Source organism: Shimia sp. MIT1388, from assembly GCF_047124445.1.
GTDB lineage: Bacteria > Pseudomonadota > Alphaproteobacteria > Rhodobacterales > Rhodobacteraceae > Shimia.
In genome coordinates this window covers 2,850,176-2,870,078 of sequence record NZ_CP138921.1, presented here as the reverse complement: position 1 = coordinate 2,870,078, position 19,903 = coordinate 2,850,176, and the positions used below count along the sequence as shown (strand labels likewise).

Genomic DNA, 19,903 nt, shown 5'->3' with positions numbered 1-19,903 from the left:
CGCGGTCGATGGTCAATATTGCACGCGGATCCATCGATCGGCCGATCTACACATGGATGATCATCCTGATCTTCCTGATTGGCGGCGCGGTCAGCTTTTTGAACCTGGGGCGGCTGGAAGACCCGGCCTTCACCATCAAACAGGCGGTTGTGGTCACCCAATACCCGGGCGCCACGGCGGAGCAGGTGGCGGTGGAGGTGTCTGAACCTCTGGAATCTGCCATCCAGAAGATGGAAGAGGTGGATTACATCACCTCGATCAACCAACCCGGTGTGTCGCAGATCGATGTGCACATCAAATCGACCTATGACGGCAATGAGCTGCCGGAAGTGTGGACCCGCCTGCGCGCCAAGGTGGCGGACGCGGGGCGGCATCTGCCCACTGGTGTAAGTACACCGCTGGTGAATGACAGCTTTGGCGATGTGTTCGGCATCTTCCTTGGCGTGACCGCCGAGGGGTTTTCCGATGCGGAGAAACATGAGCTGGCAACCTTCCTGCGGCGCGAGTTGCTGACCGTCGATGGCGTCGCGGATGTCGATATCCAAGGCCTGCCTGAAGAGGCGATCTTTGTGGAGCCGGATCTGGCGCTGTCGGTGAACCAGAACATCTCGTTAAACGCGATTGCGGGGGCGATTGCCAATGCGGATGCGGTGAATGCGGCCGGTACCGTGACAATCGACGGTGCCCGCACCCGTATCATGCGGCCGGATGGCTCTGATACTGTTTCGGAAATTGCGGGCCTGTCGCTGGGCCAAGACGGCAAGGTGGTGAACCTTGTAGACACCAGCCGCGTGTTCCGGGATCGCGTGGACAATCCACGTCAGATCATTCGCTTCAACGGCGAGGAGGCCTTCACGCTTGGTGTCGCTGGCATTGCCACCGAAAACATCGTGGTGGTGGGCAAACGCGTGGATGAAAAGCTGGCGCAGATGGCTGGCGATATCCCCGCAGGTGTCGAGCTGCACCCGATCTATCAACAGCACGTGGTGGTGGAGAAAGCCTCCAACGACTTCCTTGTGAACCTCGCGATGTCGGTGGCCATTGTGGTTGCGGTTTTGGCGATCTTTATGGGCTGGCGTGCCGCCGTGGTGGTGGGCGTGACCCTGTTCCTGACGGTGGTGGGCACCTTCCTGTTTATGGGACTGTTTTCCATCGAGATGGAGCGGATTTCCCTTGGCGCGTTGATCATTGCGATGGGCATGTTGGTGGACAACGCCATTGTTGTTGCCGAGGGCATGCAGATTTCGATGCTGCAGGGCAAAAACAGCCGCGAAGCAGCTGATGAGGCTTCTGGAAAAACGCAAATCCCGCTGCTTGGCGCGACCATCATTGGTATCATGGCCTTTGCCGGCATCGGCCTGAGCCCGGATGCGACCGGGGAATTCCTGTTCTCGCTGTTTGCAGTGATTGGCATTTCGCTTTTGTTGAGCTGGGTGCTGGCACTGACCGTGACGCCGATGCTTGGCCACTACTTGTTTAAACAGGGCAAAGGTGGCGAAGGCGACGCCTATGGTGGGCTGATTTTCCGCATGTACGGTGCAAGCCTGCGTTTGGCGTTGAAGCTGCGCTGGTTGGTGATTGTGGGGCTGATTGCTGTCACAGCGGTGTGCTACGCGGGCTTTGGCCTGATGAAGCAGCAGTTCTTCCCGGACAGCAATACGCCGCTGTTTTTTGTGCACTACAAGCTGCAGCAGGGCACGCCAATTTCGACAACGTCGGATCAGATGGCGGTGCTCGAAGAGTGGCTGAATGGGCGTGACGATGTGGTGAGCTATGCCACCTTCGTGGGGCAGGGTGCGACGCGGTTCATGCTGACCTATGAGTCGGAGAAGGCCAACCCAAGTTACGGACATATCATTGTGCGGGCGGAAAACTTGGAAGCGATCCCGCCGCTGCAAAAGGACCTTGAGGCCTTTGGCGCAGAGGCCTTGCCCGAAGGTGAGTTCCGCACCAAGCGTCTGGTCTTTGGACCGGGTGGCGGCGATCCAATTCAGGTGCGCTTCTCTGGCAGCGATCCGGTGGTGTTGCGCCAATTGGCGACCCAAGCGGCAGAGGTGTTGACCGGTACAACCGAAGACATCACCAGCGTGCGCACCAACTGGCGGGAGCAGGAGTTGGTGATCAAGCCGATCTATGCCACCGAACGGGCGCAGACCGCCGGTGTGGACCGCGAAGACATCGCTGACATGTTCCAATTTGCCACCGACGGGCTGACCACTGGCGAGTTCCGCGAGAACGAGCGCCTGATCCCGATCATCCTGCGGCGTCAGGCGGACGGGGCCTTTGGGTTGGTGGATCAGGTGGTCTATTCCACCACCTCCAACAGCTTTGTTCCGGTGGAGCAGATGGTCGACGGCTTTGTGCATGAGACGCAAAACACATTGATCCATCGGCGAGACCGCGTGGCGACCATCACGGTTGGCGCGGACATACGCTCTGGTCTGACGGCTGCACAGGTGCAGGCGCAGGTGACCGGGCCAATTGAGGCGATGGACATTCCGGTCGGCTACAAGATGGAATGGGGTGGCGAGCTTGAAAACAGCTCGGAGGCGCAGGAAAGCCTGGGCAAACAGCTGCCGCTGAGTCTGTTGATCATGGTGCTGATTTCGGTGCTGTTGTTCAACGCGATCCGTCAGCCGATCATCATCTGGCTGTTGGTGCCGATGTCGGTGAACGGCGTGGTGCTGGGTCTGTTGGGCACGGACATGCCCTTTACCTTCACCGCTTTGCTTGGCTTGCTGAGTCTGTCGGGTATGTTGATCAAAAACGGCATCGTGTTGGTCGAGGAGATCGACTTTGTCCGCGACGAAGGTCTTCCGATGCGCGACGCCATTGTTAAGGCAAGCGTGTCGCGTCTGCGGCCGGTGATGCTGGCGGCGGTCACAACCATCCTTGGCATGGCGCCCTTGTTGACCGATGCGTTCTTTGTCTCGATGGCGATTACCATCATGGGCGGTTTGGCCTTTGCGACCATCCTGACGCTGATTGCTGCGCCGGTGTTCTATCTGGTGTTCTTTGGCAAAGAAGAACGGCGGGAGAAGAAGGTGGCGGCCGCGGTGCCTGCCTGACGTTCACCGTCATGAAAATAGAGAGGCCGTCCAAGTTGGGCGGCCTTTTGTTTTTTGCGCTAAGCTGGCATAGGGGCGGTCCCGGCCCGCGAGAAGGCACAAGACAAAGACATGTTGCGAAGCAGTTTGACAGTGATGGCATCGCAAAGACAGGAGGCACGCCGTGTTCCTGCCTGATGCCCCTTTGCCAGATGGGCTGTTTCGTTTCATTGCATTGGATGTGGAGACCGCCAACCGTGATGCCGCCTCGATCAGCCAGATTGGTCTGGCCTGCGTGCGCAGCGATGGCGGGATTGAGACGTTTTCCACCTACATCAATCCCGAACAGGATTTTGCCGACTTCAACACTGAGTTGACCGGGATTGATGCGGGCACCGTGCGGGATGCGCCGAGTTTTGCGCAGGCCTGGCAGCGGATGCTGCCGCTGTTGTCACGGCATTTGATGGTGCAGCACAGCGGGTTTGACCAGAAGGCCATCACCGCCGCCTGCCGGGCGGCGGGGCTCAATGGGCCCAAAATGGAATGGGCGGACAGCGTGAAGATCGCGCGCAAAGCCTGGCCGGAGTTTCGCGGCAATGGCGGGCATGGACTGGGGCACCTGAAAAAGGCGTTGGGGCTTGAGTTTCATCACCACGATGCGGGCGAAGATGCGCGGGCGGCGGCGGAGGTGGTGCTGTTGGCCGAAGAGCGGTTGAAGTGCACGATTGAAGAGATCACCGGTAAGATCAAACACCTGCAGCTGACGTTTGAGTTTTGAGACTCTAAAGTTTTAAGGTGCAAATTGCCCCATGTTCTCAATGCTTTGGATGAGCTCTTCGGCGTGACGTAAGGCAGTTGAGGTGGCGGTGACCATCGCGGGCAAGATCATCCATTCCAACGACCATGCACTGCCGGAACGCTCCTGTTCATGCACCAGGGCGTGGTGCATGGCGGGCAGCTGTGTGGCGTTGTAGCGCGCCAAGGTGATCAGCAACTCTGCCCGCACCGGGTTTTGTTTGTGTGGCATGGCAGAGCTGGTGCCGCCGCCGGAGAACTTTACCTCGTCCACGCCTTGTTGCGCCATTAGGGCGAGGTCCTGCCCCATCTTGCCCAAGCTGCCGGTGACCACCGACAGCCAGCTGGCGTAGTCGGTTAGGCTTTCGCGCGTGGCGTGCCAGGCGCGGTCAGGATTGGACAGGCTGAGGTTTTTGGCTAAGGCGCACGCGACGGCATCGCCGTTTGGCGCAAGGCTGGCGCGGTTGCCCACAGGGCCACCAAATTGCAAGGCCTCGACTTGCGGACGCAGCGCTGTGAGACGGTCTGCGTGCGTCGCCAGTGAATTGCGCCATGTTGCGATGCGGTCTGACACGGAGATAGGCAAAGCGGCCTGCATGCGGGTGCGGCCCATCATGGTGGCTTCGCCCCATGTGTCCGTGAGCGCGTCGAGCGCTGATAGCACCTCCGCGAGCTGCGGCTCAAACCGCGCATTTGTGTCGCGCAGGATCAGCGAGACCGCCGTGTCGATCAGGTCCTGACTGGTGGCACCGGTGTGAATGGCAGGGAGAGCTTTGGACCGTGCGTGGGCTTTGAGTTGACGCACAAATTCCGGCACAGGCAAGCCGTCCTGCACCACGTTTTCGGCGATCAATGTGAGGTCCGGTTGGAAGCTATTGATGTCTTCCAGCGCGTCTGACGCAACTGTGTGATCGACCACGCCAGCCTCTGCCAGCGCCTCGGCCAAGGCTCGCTCAAACTGGATGAACCCGTCGACAAACCGCGCGGTGCCCCACAGTGCCTCGCTCTCTGGGTCAGAGAACAGCGGGCCAAACAGATGGGCGGCATGGGTCATCGGGTTCATGGTCAGGGCCGATCAGGTTGCGGCGCGCAGGCCAAGGATTTCGCGCGCTTGCGCTGGTGTGGCCACAGGCCGTTCGTATTTCTCACACAGTTCTGCCGCGCGGGCGATCAGGGCGGCATTGGAGGGCGCCAGCGTGTTGCGGTCCAGACGCACGTTGTCTTCCAGACCGGCGCGGGTGTGGCCGCCTGCGGCGATGGCCCATTCGTTCACGGTGATCTGCGCCGCGCCAATGCCCGCCGCGCACCATTCGGCCTTGGGCGCGCGCTCTTGCATGATTTTCACGTAGAACTCAAACACCTCTCGATCCACTGGCATGGCGTTTTTCACGCCCATGACAAACTGCACGTAGAGTTGGCCATAGAGCCTGCCCGCCTCATGATGACGGATGGCTTGCAGGATGTGGCTTAGATCAAAGGCTTCGATTTCCGGTGTGATTTCATACGTCTGCATCTCGCTGGAGAGCCAGGAAATCAGCTCCGGTGGATTTTCATAGACCCGCGTGGGGAAGTTGTTGGAGCCGACTGAGAGCGAGGCCATATCGGGGCGCAGCGGCAACATGCCACCGCGTGCCTGACCGGCACCGGAGCGTCCACCGGTGGAAAACTGGATGATCACGCCGGGGCAGTGTTTTTCCAACCCCTCTTTGAGCAGGGCAAACTTCTCCGGATCACTGGACGGCGTTTCATCGTCGTTGCGCACATGGGCGTGGATGATCGACGCGCCTGCCTCCACGGCGGCGTGGCTGCTTTCGATCTGCTCACTAACTGTGGTTGGCACAGCAGGATTGTCCGCTTTGGTGGGCACGGAGCCGGTGATGGCGCAGCACAGGATGCAGGGTTTGCTCATGGTGATCTCGTTTGATTGGCCCCGTCCAACAGACAGGGGCGGTCATCAGATGTCAAAGAAGACAGTTTCGTTGTCGCCCTGAAGCGTGATGTCGAACCGATAGACGGGGGCACCGTCGCGCATTTCGCGTTTGGCAATCAATGTGGCGCGGCGGTTTTCCCATTCGATGACGTTGAGCACAGGGTCTGTGGCGTTGGCTTTGGCCTCGTCGTCAAAATAGAGACGGGTGTTCAGGCCGACGTTAATGCCGCGGGCCACGATCCAGAGCGAGATATGTGGCGCCATCAGGTGCCCGTTGCGGCCCATGGCACGCCCCGGTTTGATCGTGTCAAAGCCCCACTCGCCGGTGTCAAAATCGGTGATCACGCGGCCCCAGCCTTTGAAGCCCTCTTCGGTTTCACCCGCTTGTTCCGGATGCGGGTAAATGCCCTCCGCATTGGCTTGCCAGGCTTCGAGCATCACGTCCTTCACCGGGCTGCCGGTGCCGTCGATCACCAGACCTTCGATGCGAATGCGCTCGCCTTTGGCGTTGGGGCCAGCGATGTCCCAGCCAAGCTCGCGTTCGTAGATGTCAAACCCCGCCGCGCCGGGGGCGAGGCCGATATGGACATAGGGACCAGCGGTCTGAGATGGGGTTTCCTTGAGGTAGTCAAGTTTCTGCACCATGCTCAATTGCCCTCCATGCGGTTTTCAAACAGGGTGGAGCGCCGTCCGCGCAGCACGATGTCAAACTTATAGGCGATGCTGTCCAGGGGTACCGAGGCGTTCATATCAAGCGCAGCAATCAACTGTCCGCGCGCGGCCTGATCCGGGATGGTGTTCACAATCGGGCATTTTGCGATCAGTGGATCACCCTCAAAGTAGAGCTGCGTGATCAGGCGCTGGGCAAAGGCGGTGCCAAAGACGGAGACGTGGATATGCGCCGGACGCCAGTTGTTGACCCAGTTGCGCCAAGGGTAGGCGCCGGGCTTCACGGTACGGAAATAGTAGTAGCCGTTGTCGTCCGTGATGGTGCGGCCGCAGCCGCCAAAGTTGGGGTCAATGGGCGCGAGATAGGCGTCTTTCTTGTGACGATAGCGCCCTCCGGCGTTGGCCTGCCAGATCTCCACCAAAGTGTTGGGCACCGGGCGGGCGTTTTCATCCAGCACGCGGCCATGCACAATGATGCGCTCACCAATCGCGCTTTCGCCGGGTGCGGCGTAGTTGTGCAGCAGGTCGCGGTCCATCTCGGTCACGTCACCATGACCAAAGCGAGGGCCGGTTATTTCGCTGACGGTTTGCTCCAGACTGATCAGCGCGTTTTGCGGGGACCGCGCCACGGAGGTCTTGTAGTCCTGCGAGAAAGCAGGCGGGTGCCACTCCCGGTCACGCTGATAAAATTCCGCGGGTTTGCTCATAGTGTTGCTCCTCCCCTGCGCGCATAGAATGCGCGATCAGCCCATCTCTGCATAGGTCTGTTTCGCCAGTTTGATGGCATGGTTGGCTTTGGGCACACCACAGTAAATCGCGACGTGCTGAAACACTTCCATCACGTCTTCCTGGCTGGCCCCGGTGTTGGCGGTGGCGCGGATGTGCATTGGGATTTCGTCAAAGTTGCCGGTGGCCGCGAGCAAGGCCAGGGTCAGCATGGAGCGTTCCCGCAGGCTGATCGCGTCGCTGGCCCAGACAGTGCCCCAGGCCCCTTCGGTGATCAGGGTTTGAAACGGTGTGTCCAGCGCGGTTTTGTTGGCCTCGGCCCGGTCCACGTGGGCGTCGCCCAACACCTTGCGGCGGACCTCCATACCGGCGGCGAATTTGTCAGACATGGTGTGTCTCCTTTGTCTGGCCCAATCAGTAGGGCAGGCCCACATAGTTTTGGGCAAACACTTTTTGTGCGGCGTCGTTGCTGCGCAGGAAGTCGATCTCGGCGCGTTGCATCTTCAGATCGAACTCGGATTGATCCGGGTAGCGGTGCAGCAGGTTGGTGGTGGACCAGCTGAAGCGCTCGGCCTTCCAGATGCGCGCCAGCGCCCGTTCGGAATAGGCGTCGATGCCAGCGGTGTCCTTGTCCTGATAGACCTGCACGAGACCGTGGTAGAGGTAGTGGATGTCAGAGGCAGCGGTGTTCAGCCCTTTGGCGCCTGTAGGCGGTACGATATGGGCGGCATCGCCACAGAGGAACAGGCGGCCCCAACGCATAGGCTCAGTCACAAAACTGCGCAGGGCGGCGATGGATTTCTCAATCGATGGGCCGGTCACCAGTGCCTCTGCGTGGCGGCTGGGAATACGGCGTTTGAGTTCATCCCAAAAGGCAGAGTCGCTCCAATCGTCGGGCGAGTCACTCAATGAACATTGAATGTAATAGCGGCTGAGGTTGGCGTTGCGCATGGAGCAGAGGGCAAAGCCACGTTCTGACCAGCTATAGATCAATTCGTCATGCACGGGGGGCGTTTCGGACAGCACGCCCAGCCAGCCAAAGGGGTAGACCTTTTCATATTCGCGGCGCACGGACGTGGGGATGGTCTGGCGACTGACGCCATGAAAGCCGTCACAGCCAGCGATGTAGTCACAGTCGATCCGGTGCTCGGTGCTACCCACGTGATAGGTCACATAAGGCGCGTCACTTTTGGCGTCGTGGATCACTACGTCTTCGACGTTAAACACCAGATTGCCGCCTTCGGCTTCGCGCGCGTCATAGAGATCGCGGGTCAGCTCGGTCTGGCCATATACCATGACATCTTTGCCGGTGTGTGCGTGAAAGGAGATGCCAAACTCTTCCTGCCCATAGGCGATCACCGTGCCATGGTGGGTAAAGCCCTCGGTATCCATGCGGGCACCAACACCGGCCTCGCGCATCAGGTCAACAAAGCCTGTTTCCAGAATGCCTGCGCGGATGCGGCTCAGCACGTAATCGCGGGTTTTGCGCTCCAGCACGATGCTGTCGATGCCTTTGCGGTGCAGCAGTTGTGAGAGCAAAAGCCCGGACGGCCCACCGCCGATGATGCAAACCTGAGTGCGCATGAAAGTCCTCCTGTTGGCAGTTTGACTTCCCAAAATTGAAAAGTAAAATGAGCCTTTGTTCGAAATACTTGCCAAAAATGGGCATCAAGCCATGATCGATCGGCGTATCAAGTTCCGTCACATCCAGTGTTTTGCCGAGATTGTGCGGCACAACAGCCTGAAATCGGCTGCCCAGCATTTGCATCTGACGCAGCCTGCGATCTCCAAAACCCTGAAAGAACTGGAAGAGGTTGTTGGGTCCAATCTGTTGGTGCGCAATCGCGGTGGGGTCAGCTTGACTAAACAGGGCGAGGTGTTTTTGCACTTTGCCCAGATGAGCCTGGCGGCCTTGCAGCAAGGTCTCAATGGCGTGGCGCAGATGGAGGCGGCGGGGCAGGTTAGCCTTTCGGTTGGCGCGTTGCCCAGTGTGGCAGCGCGGCTGATGCCGGAGGTGGTGCAGGCTTTTTCAGAACTGGCGCCGGATGTGACGCTGCATATTCATGACGGGCCACACGGCTATCTGATCGAGGAGTTGCGGCGAGGGCAGCTCGATGTTGTGATTGGGCGCATGGGCGCGCCGGAGGTGATGCGGGGGATCGCGTTTACCCAGCTTTATGATGAGCATGTTGAGTTCGTCGTGCGCCGAGGGCATCCGCTGTTGGCGCAGCCCGACATTCATCGTTTGGGTGATTGGCCGGTGATCTTTCCGCCGGAGGCCTCGGCAATCCGTCCCTTGGTGGAGCGGGCGCTGGTGGCGCAGGGCGTGGGGGAGATTGGCCGGAAAGTTGAAAGCGTGTCCGGAGCATTTGGCCGGAACCATGCGCTTTCCCATGACTCGGTCTGGATCATCTCGCATGGGGTGGTGGTCAAAGAACTGGAAAGCGGCGCGCTGGTGCGCCTGCCGTTTGACACTTCGCTTACCAAAGGGCCGGTTGGCTTGATGGCCCGCACTGATGGGCAGCTCTCCGCCGCGGAATCTCTGTTTCGGCGGGTTTTGACAGAGGTTGCGGAGCGCATTGGCTAGTTGGCCTGTCCGGGGACCAAAATCAGGCGTTTTTTCGCCTGCGCACTTTTGATTTTGGCAAAAAAACCTCCATATTATGGGGGACAACAAAAAACCAATGAGGTGATTTCATGAAACTTATTTTGATCCCGGCGATGGTTGGCAGCCTGGCCGTGCTCTCCGCATGTGCCGGTGGTGTGACCGAAAAAGACATCGGCTGTGCAGGCGCGACATTGACCGGCGCGGTTGTCGGCGGTGCCTTGGGCAACCAACTGGGAGGCGGCTCCGGTAAGGACATTCTGACCGCTGGCGGTGCTGTGGCCGGTGGCGCTCTCGCGAACAACGCTGCGGGCTGCTAAGCGGTCCTGACGCAGATATGAGATACAAAAAAGGCTGGCACTCTTGGTGGAGTGCCAGCCTTTTCTTGTTTTTTGTGCATCGACTTAGAAGTCGAGGTTTTCCACGCTCAGCGCGTTTTTCTGAATGAACTCGCGGCGCGGCTCCACCACATCGCCCATCAGCTTGGTGAAGAGGTCATCCGCCTCCGCCATGTCCTCGACCTTCACCTGCAACAATGTGCGGGCATCCGGGTCCAGCGTGGTTTCCCAAAGCTGATCGGGGTTCATTTCGCCAAGACCTTTGTAGCGCTGCAGCGTCAGGCCTTTTTCGCCTTCCGCCAGGATTGCGGCCAGAAGGTCCAGCGGGCCGTTGATGACTTGGCTACGGTCTTTGCGCACCAGTGTGGCGGAGGTGTTGTAGACCTCTTGCAGGCTTTCGGTGAAGGTGCCGGATTTGCGCGCCTCGCCAGACCGCAGCATCGGGCCATCCAGTGTGCGCACCTCTTCCACGCCCCGCAGAATACGGGCCAGCTTGATGCCGTGATCCTGGGTGATGCGGCCGGTCCAGCCGCGCTCATATTCCAGCGCAATCAGGTCCAGACGGGCGGCGACCTTGTCGGCCACGCCTTGCAGGTCCGCGTCCACCGCGCCGGGCACAAAGGCGCCTGCAATGGCCGCCTGTTCCAGAATGTGGCGCGGGTAATGGGTTGGGAAGGCATCCAGCACCTGCTTCAGCTGGCGGGCCTCGGTCACAACACGCGCCAGATCCTGGCCGGTCATTTCCGCACCGGTACCAAGACGCAGCACCGCGCCTTCGATGCCCTGGTTCACCAGGTAATCGTCCAGTGCGGCCTGGTCTTTCAGGTATACCTCGGATTTGCCGCGCGCCACTTTGTAAAGCGGCGGCTGTGCGATGTAGAGGTGACCCATTTCGATCAACTCCGGCATCTGACGGTAGAAGAAGGTCAGCAGCAGGGTCCGAATGTGCGCTCCGTCGACGTCCGCATCGGTCATGATCACCACCTTGTGGTAGCGCAGCTTGTCGATGTTGAACTCATCGCGGCCAATACCGGTGCCAAGCGCCATCACAAGGTTGCCGATCTCTTGGCTCGAAAGCATCCGGTCAAACCGCGCGCGTTCCACGTTCAGGATTTTGCCGCGCAGCGGCAAGATGGCTTGGGTTTTCCGATCGCGGCCGGTTTGGGCAGAGCCACCAGCGGAGTCACCCTCCACCAGAAAGACTTCGGTTTTGGATGGGTCTTTCTCGGAACAATCTTTGAGCTTGCCAGCCAGGAAGTTCACATCCATCGCGGTTTTGCGGCGGGTCAGTTCGCGCGCCTTACGCGCTGCTTCGCGGGCATGGGCCGCTTCGACAATCTTGGACACGATCATCTTTGCGGTTTGCGGGTTTTCTTCAAACCACTCCGCCAGTTTTTCCCCCAGCAGGCCTTCGACAGCCGGGCGCACCTCAGAGCTCACCAGCTTGTCTTTGGTCTGCGAGCTGAACTTCGGGTCTGGCACTTTCACCGACAGCACACAGGTCAGGCCTTCACGCGCATCGTCGCCGGTGAAGCTGACCTTCTCTTTCTTCGCGATCCCGCTTTCTTGCGCGTATTTCTGCAAAGTCCGGGTCAGCGCGCCACGGAAACCCGCGATGTGCGTGCCGCCATCGCGCTGTGGAATGTTGTTTGTGAACGGCAGCACGTTTTCATGGTAGCTGTCGTTCCACCACATCGCGACCTCAACACCGATGTCGTCTTTCTCGCCGCGCACATAGATCGGCGTTTCCATCATCGGGGTCTTGTGCCGGTCGATGTATTTCACAAACTCATTCACGCCGCCGTCGTAAAACAGCTCGGTGCGCAGCGCTTCGGCAGGGCGTTCATCTTCGATGATGATGCGCACTCCGGAGTTCAGGAAAGCCAGCTCGCGCAGACGCTTTTCCAGGGTCTCAAACGAATATTCGATGTTGGAAAACGTGTCGGTGGAGGCCATGAAACGGACCTCGGTCCCGGTCCGGTCGCCACAATCGCCAACCACTTCGAGGTGATGGGTGCAATCGCCATGCTCAAACTTGGCGTAGTGCTCTTTGCCGTTGCGCCAGATGCGCAGTTCCAGCCAGACCGACAGCGCGTTCACAACAGAGACACCCACGCCGTGCAGACCGCCGGAGACCTTATAGGAGTTGCTGTCAAACTTGCCGCCCGCGTGCAGCTGGGTCATGATGACCTCTGCCGCAGAGACGCCTTCTTCGGGGTGGATATCCACCGGAATCCCGCGGCCGTTGTCGCTCACCGACACGGAGCTGTCGGCATGAATTTTCACGGTTACGGCGTCAGCATGACCGGCCAGCGCCTCGTCGATGCCGTTGTCCACGACCTCATAGACCATGTGGTGCAGACCCGAGCCATCGTCGGTGTCCCCGATATACATGCCCGGACGCTTCCGTACCGCTTCCAAGCCTTTGAGAACTTTAATGGAATCCGCGCCATATTGCTCGGGATTTTGCGCGTTGTCAGACATACATGTCGCCCTTTTTCATTTCCGGATTTTATATCGGGTTTGGGCGGGGTTGTCACGCAAATGACAGGTATTTTTGTGATCTCACAAAGGGGGATCAGCGCGGTGTCGACAAGCTGGAAATCCCAGCCTCATCCGTGACTTCGACATATTGGGCCCGGTCCCCCAAAGCCTCAAACAAACCGGCCTCTGTGCCGGTCATCCAGGCCTGTGCGCCAAGAGCGCAAATCTCATCATAAAGGGCTGCGCGGCGGTCGGGGTCCAGGTGCGCTGCCACCTCATCCAAGAGCAAGATGGGGGCGGCGCCAATGTCGTCTTTTAGGGCCCGCGCATTGGCCAGGATCAGCGACACCAGCAGGGCTTTCTGTTCGCCGGTAGAGCAATCTTTGGCGGGCACGCCTTTCTCACGATAGGTGCCCAACATGTCGGTGCGATGTGGCCCCACCAACGTGCGCCCGGCGGCAATATCGCGGAACCGGCTCTCAGCCAAGGCCTCCAATAGGTCGGCCTCCGTCGCGGGCATCGTGCCTTCGCTTTGCATCAGTTCCAACTCTGCCACTGGGAAAGCAGTCTGAGTGGCCGCCTGCGCGTCCAGCAGGCGCTCCAAACTGGCTTCGCGGGCCTGATGGATGCGGGCACCGGCCTCGGCCATTTGACGCTCCAGCGCTACATACCAATGGGCATCGCTGATCTGCTCTTTCAGCAGGCGGTTGCGCTCCCGCATCGCCTTCTCATAGGCAAGACTGGCCTCGGCATGTTCCGGGTAGAAGCTTAGCGTCATGCGGTCGAGAAACCGCCGCCGCCCTTCCGCGCCTTCGATCCAAAGCCGGTCCATTGCAGGGATCAGCCACAGCACCCGACAAATCCGCCCCAGTTGGGTCTGTGGCGCTGCTTTGTTGTCCACATGCACCTGCCGCGCGGCGCCGTTCTCCGAGCGGATGTCGATCTCGTAGGTTTGGTTGGTTGCTTGTAGCAATCCGGAGAGTTTCCAACCAATCGCCTCGGGACGGCGGGTCATGTCTTCGGCACTGGCCCGGCGAATGCCCCGGCCGGGCGAGAACAGCGACACCGCCTCAAGGATGTTGGTCTTGCCCGCCCCATTGGGGCCAAACAGCGCCACAGGACGCGCATCACAGGTGAGCGCGCCCTTTTTATGGGACCGGAAGTGAGACAGGCTCAGGGATTTCAGAAACAGCTCAGACACGTGCCCGGCTTTCTCTTTCTTCAAATACCTGCGCCGCAGGCAACCGCGTCAGCGGTTTATACCCGCATCGGCATCACGACGTAGACGGCGGAGGTGTCACCGCCTTCACGCATCAGGGTCGGGTCGCCGGCGGAGTTGAACATGAACACAGCGTTTTCGCGGTCCACCTGGCTGGCGATTTCCAGCAGGTATTTGGCGTTAAAGCCAATTTCCAGACGCTCGTCATTATACGCCACAACCAGCTCTTCTTCGGCGGCACCGCTGTCTGGCGAGTTTACCGACAGCACTAGACGGTCTTCATCCAGTTGCAGCTTCACCGCGCGGGAACGCTCGGAGGACACGGTGGCCACACGGTCTACCGCCTTGGCAAACTCGGCCGCGTCCACTTCCAGCTTACGGGTGTTGCCCTGTGGAATCACGCGGGTGTAGTCGGGGAAGGTACCGTCGATCACCTTGGAGGTGAGGGTGATGTTGGGGGTGGCAAAACGCACTTTGGTTTCACTGACCGACACGGCGATTTCCATATCATCGTCGTCCAGCAGCTTGCGCAGCTCGCCCACGGTTTTGCGTGGCACAATCACGCCGGGCATATCCGTAGCACCGGAAGGCAGGTCCGTATCAATCCGCGCCAGGCGGTGCCCGTCGGTTGCCACAGCGCGCAAAGCTTTGCCGTCTTCGCCATCGGCCACATGCATGTAGACGCCGTTCAGGTAGTAGCGGGTTTCTTCCGTGGAGATCGCAAACTTGGACTTGTCAAACAGGCGGCGCAGCGCGGGCGCGGGGGCGGAGAAGTTGGACGAATACTCGGAGGAGGCCATCACCGGGAAATCTTCGCGCGGCAGAGTGGCCAGCGAAAAGTTTGAGCGGCCCGCTTCCACGGTCAAACGACCTGCAGCGCTGTCGTCGGTGAGGGTGACAAGCGCACCGTCTGGCAGTTTGCGTACAATCTCGTGCAGCGTGGTGGCGGCCACGGTGGTGGCACCGGCGCGCTCGACCATGGCGTTGGCCTTGTCGACCACTTCAATGTCCAGATCAGTGGCGCGGAATTGCACGGTGTCGCCTTCGGCTTCGATCAGCACGTTGGCAAGGATTGGAATGGTGTTGCGGCGTTCCACAACCGATTGCGCTTGGCTCACTGCTTTCAGCAGCACGGCGCGTTCAATACTGATTTTCATCCCATCACCCTCCGATTACCGGGACAGGCACCTTAACGAGGTGGTCTCACGGTACAAGTCTTTTCCTAGGTTTGTCTGTGAAGTCGCAGGGAGCGTCAAGCGCCAAGCGACCAAAAGAAAACACCGCGCCCAAGGGACGCGGCGTTTTGGTCACGTTTCACACGAAAACCTAGGCTTCCAGCGTGCGGCGCAGCAGCTCGAGGTCCTCTGCGATTTGCCCATCAGAGTTGCGCAGCTCTTCGATGCGCTTCACGCCGTGCATCACGGTGGTGTGGTCGCGCCCGCCAAACCGGCGGCCGATTTCCGGCAAGCTGCGGCTGGTCAGCTGCTTGCAGAGGTACATCGCCACCTGACGTGGACGGGCAAAGGTGCGCACGCGCTTGGGGCCAATCATGTCGGACAGGCGAATGTTGTAATGCTCTGCCACTTTGCGCTGGATCTCTTCGACAGAGATTTTGCGTTCGGACGCCCGCAGAACATCGGACAGGCAGTCTTGGGTGAGCTCCATGGTGATCTCGCGACCGACCAGCGAGGCGAATGCAAACAGGCGAGTCATGGCGCCTTCGAGCACACGTACGTTGGTGGAGATACGGTGGGCGAGGAATTCCAGCACGCCATCCTGAAGTTGCAGCTCAGGATATTGCTCGCGGTAGGTGTCGACCTTGTTTTGCAGAATACCGAGGCGCAACTCATAGTCGGTTGGGTGCAGGTCGACGACCAGACCACATTGCAGACGGCTCTTGATGCGTTCTTCGAGGTCTTTGATCTCACCCGGGGCACGGTCGGCGGAGATGATGATCTGTTTGTTCTGATCCACCAGCGCGTTGAAGGTGTGGAAGAACTCTTCCTGGGTGCTGTCTTTGCCCGCGATGAACTGAACATCGTCGACCATCAGCACATCCACAGAGCGGAACAGCTCTTTGAAGTCCATCATCTTGCGGTCGCGCAGGGCTTGCACAAAGCGGTACATGAACTGTTCGGCCGACAGATACAGCACGTTCAGATCCGGGCGCTGGGCCTGAAGCTCCCAGGCAATCGCGTGCATCAGGTGGGTTTTGCCCAAGCCCACGCCGCCATAAAGGAACAGCGGGTTGAAGGTCACCGGGCCGCCTTCGCCCACGCGGCGCGCAGCGGCATTGGCCAGTTCGTTTGGCTTGCCCACCACAAAATTGTCAAAGGTGAAGCGCGCATCCAGTGGCGCGCCGGTCATGCCCATGTCGCCGCTGTCGGAAGCCGCGCTCACGGCCGGTTTTGCGGCGGCGCTGGCTTTTTGCACAGCGGCTTTTGGTGCGGCGGCTGCACGCGGTGCAGCGGTCTTGGCGGCCACTTTGAACTGCATGCGCTGCACGTCTGCGCCATTCTGGTTCAGCTGATGCAGGATCAGATCGCCATAATTTTGCGACACGTAGTTGCCGATGAAATTGGTCGGCACATGAAAGGTGGCCACGCCATCTTTCAGTTCGGAAAAATTGACAGGCTCAATCCAGGTTTTGAAGTTGTTTTGACCCACAGTCTTGAGTAGGTCCTGTCGGATGGTGCCCCATGTGTCGTCAGTCATCTGTCCCCGTATTCCTTCACACGTCTTTAGTGCCGGGCTGAGCCCGGTCTCTGCCTTTATGTCCCGTGACACATCCCGCCAAGGTGCCGTGAACGGCAAAGCTGCGTCAGGCAAAACACAACCATGCCGGAGGTCCCTACTCTCCGGTTGCGTGTTGCCATCGGCGCGCTGATGCGCTGCTTTGTGGAACAGGTGAACACCCCGGAAACCATCGACACCGCACTCCCAAAAGCGCGGTGGTCTCAGTCACCCAGTATGGCAAAGCCACCGTGTGTCGGCGTCTGTCCCCCCCAAGGCGAAATGAATCGCTGAGAGAACCTAACAAGCTGGTGCCAAATCCGGCAACTGAACTTCGATCTTGACTCAGGCATTCGCCAAAAAGAATCTATCCACAGGATGCTAAGTGTTTGTATTAAAACAAACTTAAAGAAAGATTTGATCTATTCTAAGGCAGGGCATTCACAAGATTATCCCCGGGCGTTGTGGATGAAAAAACCGCTCGGAGTCGGGTCTAAAACCCCGATTTTGTCTGCCTTTTGCGGGCAGTGGCCACATCTGGTTGTTGCGCCTCTGCCACAGCCGTTTTGCCGGCCGGCGAGTCGCAAAAAAGGAATCGCCCACAGTTTCAGCACGACTCACTTGCATCGGTTTGACGCTCTGGGTTGATCGACGTCCGTTCGCTCCGTATCCGGCCCTTGCTTGCAGCAGCCTGTCCGTGCATTAACGGCCAGATGGCAAAGCAACTTGATTATCATACCATCCGGGAAATCTTCACCCGGTTTGAGGCAGCCGAAGCCGAACCCGAGGGCGAGCTCGATCACGTCAACGCTTATACGTTAGTGGTGGCCGTGGCCTTGTCGGCGCAGGCCACCGATGTGGGCGTGAACCGCGCCACCAAAGAGCTCTTTAAGATTGCGGACACCCCGCAAAAGATGCTGGACCTTGGTGAAGAGCAGGTGATTGAGCACATCAAGACCATCGGCCTCTACCGCAACAAAGCAAAAAACGTGATTAAGCTCAGCCGCATTCTTGTGGACGACTACGGCGGTGAGGTACCCAACTCACGCGCAGCCCTGGAAAGCCTGCCAGGTGTGGGGCGTAAGACCGCCAATGTGGTGCTGAACATGTGGTGGCGCTATCCGGCCCAGGCCGTAGACACGCATATCTTCCGCTTCGGCAACCGCTCCGGGGTCTGCCCCGGCAAAGATGTGGTCGCAGTCGAACGCGCCATCGAAGACCAAATTCCCGTGGATTTCCAACTCCACGCCCATCACTGGATGATCCTGCACGGCCGCTACGTGTGCAAGGCGCGCAAGCCCCTGTGCGGCACCTGTCTCATCCGCGATCTCTGCCTATTTGAGGACAAGAACCTATGACCCAATACCAAGTGGTTGGCATCGGCAACGCCGTTGTTGACGTGATCAGCCAATCCGATGACAGCTTTCTGGACCTGATGGGCATCCAGAAAGGCATCATGCAGCTGGTGGAAAAAGAGCGCGGCGAGATGCTCTATGCCGGCATGACCAACCGCAAGCAGGCACCGGGTGGTTCCGTTGCCAACACGCTGGCGGGTCTGGGCGCGCTGGGCCTGTCGACTGGGTTTATCGGGCGGGTGAGCGACGATGCGCTGGGGCAGTTTTACGCCAGCGAGATGCAGGCTGACGGCACCGATTTTGTGAATCCGCTGGTAGAGGGCGATGACCTGCCCACGTCGCGCTCGATGATCTTTGTCTCCCCAGATGGCGAGCGTTCAATGAACACCTATCTGGGTATCTCGTCCGAAGTGGGGCCGGATGATGTCTCCGATGATGTGGCCGGCCAGGCGCAACTGTTGTTCCTGGAAGGCTATCTCTATGACAAACCCAAAGGCAAAGCCGCCTTTGAGCGGGCCGCCAAGCTCTGCCAGGACGGCGGCGGCAAAGCGGGTATTGCCCTGTCTGACCCCTTCTGCGTGGAGCGCCACCGGGACGACTTCCGCCGCTTGGTAAAAGAGCTCGATTTTGTGATTGGCAACGAGCATGAATGGCAGTCTCTGTATCAAACCGATCTGAGCGCGGCTCTTGAGAAGGCGGCACAGGATTGTGGCATGGTTGTGTGCACCCGCTCCGGTCAGGACGTGGTGCTGATCAGCGGCGATGAAGAGGCCACCGTGCCGGTGAATGAGATTGTGCCTGTGGATGCCACCGGTGCCGGCGACCAGTTTGCCTGTGGCTTCCTCTATGGTGTGGCCACTGGCCAGTCGCTGGAAGTGTCCGGCAAAATGGGCTGCATCGCCGCGGCAGAGGTCATCAGCCACTATGGCGCGCGGCCTGAGGCGGACATCAAAGCGCTGTTTCAGAAGGCCGGTTTGATCGGGTGAGGCGCCAACTCAAAGTCCTGCGCTGGTGGTTCCAATGGGGGCCTCCGGCGGGGATTTTTGGGGAATGAGAAAACAAAAGACACCCTGATACCTGCCGGTCGACATTGCGCGATGCTTACAGGATATCAGGGTGTCTTCTCATTCACGGCCATCGGCTTCCCAGCCTGTTCCGCAGGAACATCTTGGCAACTTATGGTTAAGGGCGCCTTAACGCGCTTCTCATTCCCGCAAAATCCCGGGGTGAATTGGGCCTCCGGCCCAAGAGGGGCAGGCCCCTCTTACCGCAACGCCGCCAGCGCCATATCTGCCAATTGGGCGCTGAGGTCCCCTACAAACGACTCTGGCTCATCTGTGCGCGGGCGGTACCAGAACACCGGTGCGTTGATCAGAAGCAGCAGCGATTGCAGGGCGATGGAGGTGTTTTGTGTGCGGAAACTACCGTCTTTCATGCCGTCTTGCAGGACGTCCCGAAACAGATTCTCGTAAGCTTTCCGCTCCTGTTGGATTTGCGCAAACAGTTCGCGCTCCAGCGCAGTGGTCGATTTCTGCTGAACGCCGACATAGGATTGAATGATCACCTTGTGATAAGGCAGCGTGCGCAGAACTTCCGGAATATGGGTCAGGATCATCTGCCGCAAGTTCTCTTCTGGCGAGGCGTTCGGCGCAATAACCGGCGGGACTTTTTGCAGCACAAAGTCCGCCGCGCGCAGGCAGACTTCGGCCAGTAGAACGCCTTTGGACGGGAAGTGATGATAAATCCGCCCCTTGGTGGACCCAAGCTGACGCGCCACGTCGTCAATTGACGCGGTGTCTGCCCCTAGTCGCATAAACACCTCGGCAGCGGCATCCAAAATCTCGGCCTTTGAGGCACTCATCGCTGTCATTTTGGTGTCCGCCATAGGGCCTCACAGGATTCGATTAACGCAACGTCGTGCAGTTCGCCTCCGTTGACAGCATACTCAGTAGTATGTTTGCCTCAGAGGTGCAATCTCCGCTCCACAAGGCGGAGGCCTTGG

General features: G+C 59.3%; 17 protein-coding genes. 6 read left to right on the top strand and 11 right to left on the bottom strand.

What is annotated here, in order from left to right; translation table 11 throughout:
- The first annotated feature begins 8 nt into the window (after positions 1–8).
- Positions 9–3,068 (top strand): efflux RND transporter permease subunit, encoded by a 3,060-nt coding sequence (locus tag SIB92_RS14280; protein WP_412552675.1) that lies wholly within the window; start codon positions 9–11, stop codon positions 3,066–3,068.
- Between the two features lie 163 nt (positions 3,069–3,231).
- Positions 3,232–3,825 carry a 3'-5' exonuclease gene (locus SIB92_RS14275; protein WP_412552674.1) on the top strand — a complete coding sequence of 198 codons (594 nt, stop codon included), beginning with the start codon at positions 3,232–3,234 and terminating at the stop codon, positions 3,823–3,825.
- Positions 3,826–3,837: 12 nt separating this feature from the next.
- On the opposite strand, the gene SIB92_RS14270 is transcribed toward SIB92_RS14275, so the two are convergent.
- From SIB92_RS14270 to pobA, 6 genes are read right to left on the bottom strand one after another with little or no spacing between them, the layout of a single operon-like run.
- Positions 3,838–4,905: a 3-carboxy-cis,cis-muconate cycloisomerase gene (locus tag SIB92_RS14270; RefSeq protein ID WP_412552673.1), complete on the bottom strand. Its 1,068-nt coding sequence runs from the start codon at positions 4,903–4,905 to the stop codon at positions 3,838–3,840.
- Positions 4,906–4,917: 12 nt separating this feature from the next.
- Positions 4,918–5,751, bottom strand: coding sequence for a 3-keto-5-aminohexanoate cleavage protein (locus SIB92_RS14265; RefSeq protein ID WP_412552672.1), 834 nt, complete (start codon positions 5,749–5,751; stop codon positions 4,918–4,920).
- Between the two features lie 45 nt (positions 5,752–5,796).
- Positions 5,797–6,417, bottom strand: a complete 621-nt coding sequence (pcaG, locus tag SIB92_RS14260) for a protocatechuate 3,4-dioxygenase subunit alpha (protein WP_412552671.1) — start codon at positions 6,415–6,417, stop codon at positions 5,797–5,799.
- A 2-nt stretch (positions 6,418–6,419) separates the two neighbouring features.
- Positions 6,420–7,148 carry a protocatechuate 3,4-dioxygenase subunit beta gene (pcaH, locus tag SIB92_RS14255; protein WP_412552670.1) on the bottom strand — a complete coding sequence of 243 codons (729 nt, stop codon included), beginning with the start codon at positions 7,146–7,148 and terminating at the stop codon, positions 6,420–6,422.
- A gap of 36 nt (positions 7,149–7,184) precedes the next feature.
- Positions 7,185–7,556, bottom strand: a complete 372-nt coding sequence (gene pcaC / locus SIB92_RS14250) for a 4-carboxymuconolactone decarboxylase (RefSeq protein ID WP_412552669.1) — start codon at positions 7,554–7,556, stop codon at positions 7,185–7,187.
- A gap of 25 nt (positions 7,557–7,581) precedes the next feature.
- A complete protein-coding gene (pobA, locus tag SIB92_RS14245; protein WP_412552668.1) occupies positions 7,582–8,751 on the bottom strand; it encodes a 4-hydroxybenzoate 3-monooxygenase in 1,170 nt (389 codons plus the stop codon).
- Positions 8,752–8,842: 91 nt separating this feature from the next.
- Between pobA and pcaQ the strand changes: the two genes are divergently transcribed.
- Both pcaQ and SIB92_RS14235 read left to right on the top strand, forming a co-directional pair.
- The gene (pcaQ, locus tag SIB92_RS14240; RefSeq protein WP_412552667.1) at positions 8,843–9,754 is read left to right on the top strand and encodes a pca operon transcription factor PcaQ; all 912 of its coding nucleotides are present in this window, start codon (positions 8,843–8,845) and stop codon (positions 9,752–9,754) included.
- 110 nt (positions 9,755–9,864) lie between these two features.
- Positions 9,865–10,092: a hypothetical protein gene (locus SIB92_RS14235; RefSeq protein ID WP_412552666.1), complete on the top strand. Its 228-nt coding sequence runs from the start codon at positions 9,865–9,867 to the stop codon at positions 10,090–10,092.
- An 84-nt stretch (positions 10,093–10,176) separates the two neighbouring features.
- Here the strand turns inward: SIB92_RS14235 and gyrB are convergent, their stop codons facing one another.
- The 4 genes from gyrB to dnaA form a co-directional block, all read right to left on the bottom strand.
- Positions 10,177–12,594 (bottom strand): DNA topoisomerase (ATP-hydrolyzing) subunit B, encoded by a 2,418-nt coding sequence (gene gyrB / locus SIB92_RS14230; RefSeq protein ID WP_412552665.1) that lies wholly within the window; start codon positions 12,592–12,594, stop codon positions 10,177–10,179.
- 94 nt (positions 12,595–12,688) lie between these two features.
- Positions 12,689–13,795, bottom strand: coding sequence for a DNA replication/repair protein RecF (gene recF / locus SIB92_RS14225; RefSeq protein ID WP_412552664.1), 1,107 nt, complete (start codon positions 13,793–13,795; stop codon positions 12,689–12,691).
- A 56-nt stretch (positions 13,796–13,851) separates the two neighbouring features.
- On the bottom strand, positions 13,852–14,970 hold the full coding sequence (dnaN, locus tag SIB92_RS14220) for a DNA polymerase III subunit beta (RefSeq protein WP_412552663.1): 1,119 nt from the start codon (positions 14,968–14,970) through the stop codon (positions 13,852–13,854).
- Between the two features lie 169 nt (positions 14,971–15,139).
- Positions 15,140–16,528 carry a chromosomal replication initiator protein DnaA gene (gene dnaA, locus SIB92_RS14215; protein WP_412552662.1) on the bottom strand — a complete coding sequence of 463 codons (1,389 nt, stop codon included), beginning with the start codon at positions 16,526–16,528 and terminating at the stop codon, positions 15,140–15,142.
- A gap of 731 nt (positions 16,529–17,259) precedes the next feature.
- On the opposite strand from dnaA, the gene nth reads away from it, so the two are divergent.
- Both nth and SIB92_RS14205 read left to right on the top strand, forming a co-directional pair.
- On the top strand, positions 17,260–17,904 hold the full coding sequence (gene nth / locus SIB92_RS14210; RefSeq protein WP_412552661.1) for an endonuclease III: 645 nt from the start codon (positions 17,260–17,262) through the stop codon (positions 17,902–17,904).
- Positions 17,901–18,887, top strand: coding sequence for an adenosine kinase (locus tag SIB92_RS14205; RefSeq protein ID WP_412552660.1), 987 nt, complete (start codon positions 17,901–17,903; stop codon positions 18,885–18,887). Before nth ends, SIB92_RS14205 begins: the two co-directional genes overlap by 4 nt.
- 278 nt (positions 18,888–19,165) lie before the next feature.
- Here SIB92_RS14205 and SIB92_RS14200 read toward each other — a convergent pair whose 3' ends face one another.
- A complete protein-coding gene (locus SIB92_RS14200; protein WP_412552659.1) occupies positions 19,166–19,786 on the bottom strand; it encodes a TetR family transcriptional regulator in 621 nt (206 codons plus the stop codon).
- Positions 19,787–19,903: the final 117 nt, after the last annotated feature.

Excerpts from the sequence above, each read along its gene's own strand:
- SIB92_RS14280 (WP_412552675.1), top strand. The coding sequence starts at position 9 with ATGGTCAATATTGCACGCGGATCCATCGATCGGCCGATCTACACATGG.
- gyrB (WP_412552665.1), bottom strand. The coding sequence starts at position 12,594 with ATGTCTGACAACGCGCAAAATCCCGAGCAATATGGCGCGGATTCCATT.
- SIB92_RS14205 (WP_412552660.1), top strand. The coding sequence starts at position 17,901 with ATGACCCAATACCAAGTGGTTGGCATCGGCAACGCCGTTGTTGACGTG.
- pcaG (WP_412552671.1), bottom strand. The coding sequence starts at position 6,417 with ATGGTGCAGAAACTTGACTACCTCAAGGAAACCCCATCTCAGACCGCT.
- SIB92_RS14200 (WP_412552659.1), bottom strand. The coding sequence starts at position 19,786 with ATGGCGGACACCAAAATGACAGCGATGAGTGCCTCAAAGGCCGAGATT.
- SIB92_RS14270 (WP_412552673.1), bottom strand. The coding sequence starts at position 4,905 with ATGAACCCGATGACCCATGCCGCCCATCTGTTTGGCCCGCTGTTCTCT.
- nth (WP_412552661.1), top strand. The coding sequence starts at position 17,260 with ATGGCAAAGCAACTTGATTATCATACCATCCGGGAAATCTTCACCCGG.
- pcaC (WP_412552669.1), bottom strand. The coding sequence starts at position 7,556 with ATGTCTGACAAATTCGCCGCCGGTATGGAGGTCCGCCGCAAGGTGTTG.
- pobA (WP_412552668.1), bottom strand. The coding sequence starts at position 8,751 with ATGCGCACTCAGGTTTGCATCATCGGCGGTGGGCCGTCCGGGCTTTTG.
- pcaH (WP_412552670.1), bottom strand. The coding sequence starts at position 7,148 with ATGAGCAAACCCGCGGAATTTTATCAGCGTGACCGGGAGTGGCACCCG.
- dnaA (WP_412552662.1), bottom strand. The coding sequence starts at position 16,528 with ATGACTGACGACACATGGGGCACCATCCGACAGGACCTACTCAAGACT.
- SIB92_RS14235 (WP_412552666.1), top strand. The coding sequence starts at position 9,865 with ATGAAACTTATTTTGATCCCGGCGATGGTTGGCAGCCTGGCCGTGCTC.
- dnaN (WP_412552663.1), bottom strand. The coding sequence starts at position 14,970 with ATGAAAATCAGTATTGAACGCGCCGTGCTGCTGAAAGCAGTGAGCCAA.
- pcaQ (WP_412552667.1), top strand. The coding sequence starts at position 8,843 with ATGATCGATCGGCGTATCAAGTTCCGTCACATCCAGTGTTTTGCCGAG.
- SIB92_RS14265 (WP_412552672.1), bottom strand. The coding sequence starts at position 5,751 with ATGAGCAAACCCTGCATCCTGTGCTGCGCCATCACCGGCTCCGTGCCC.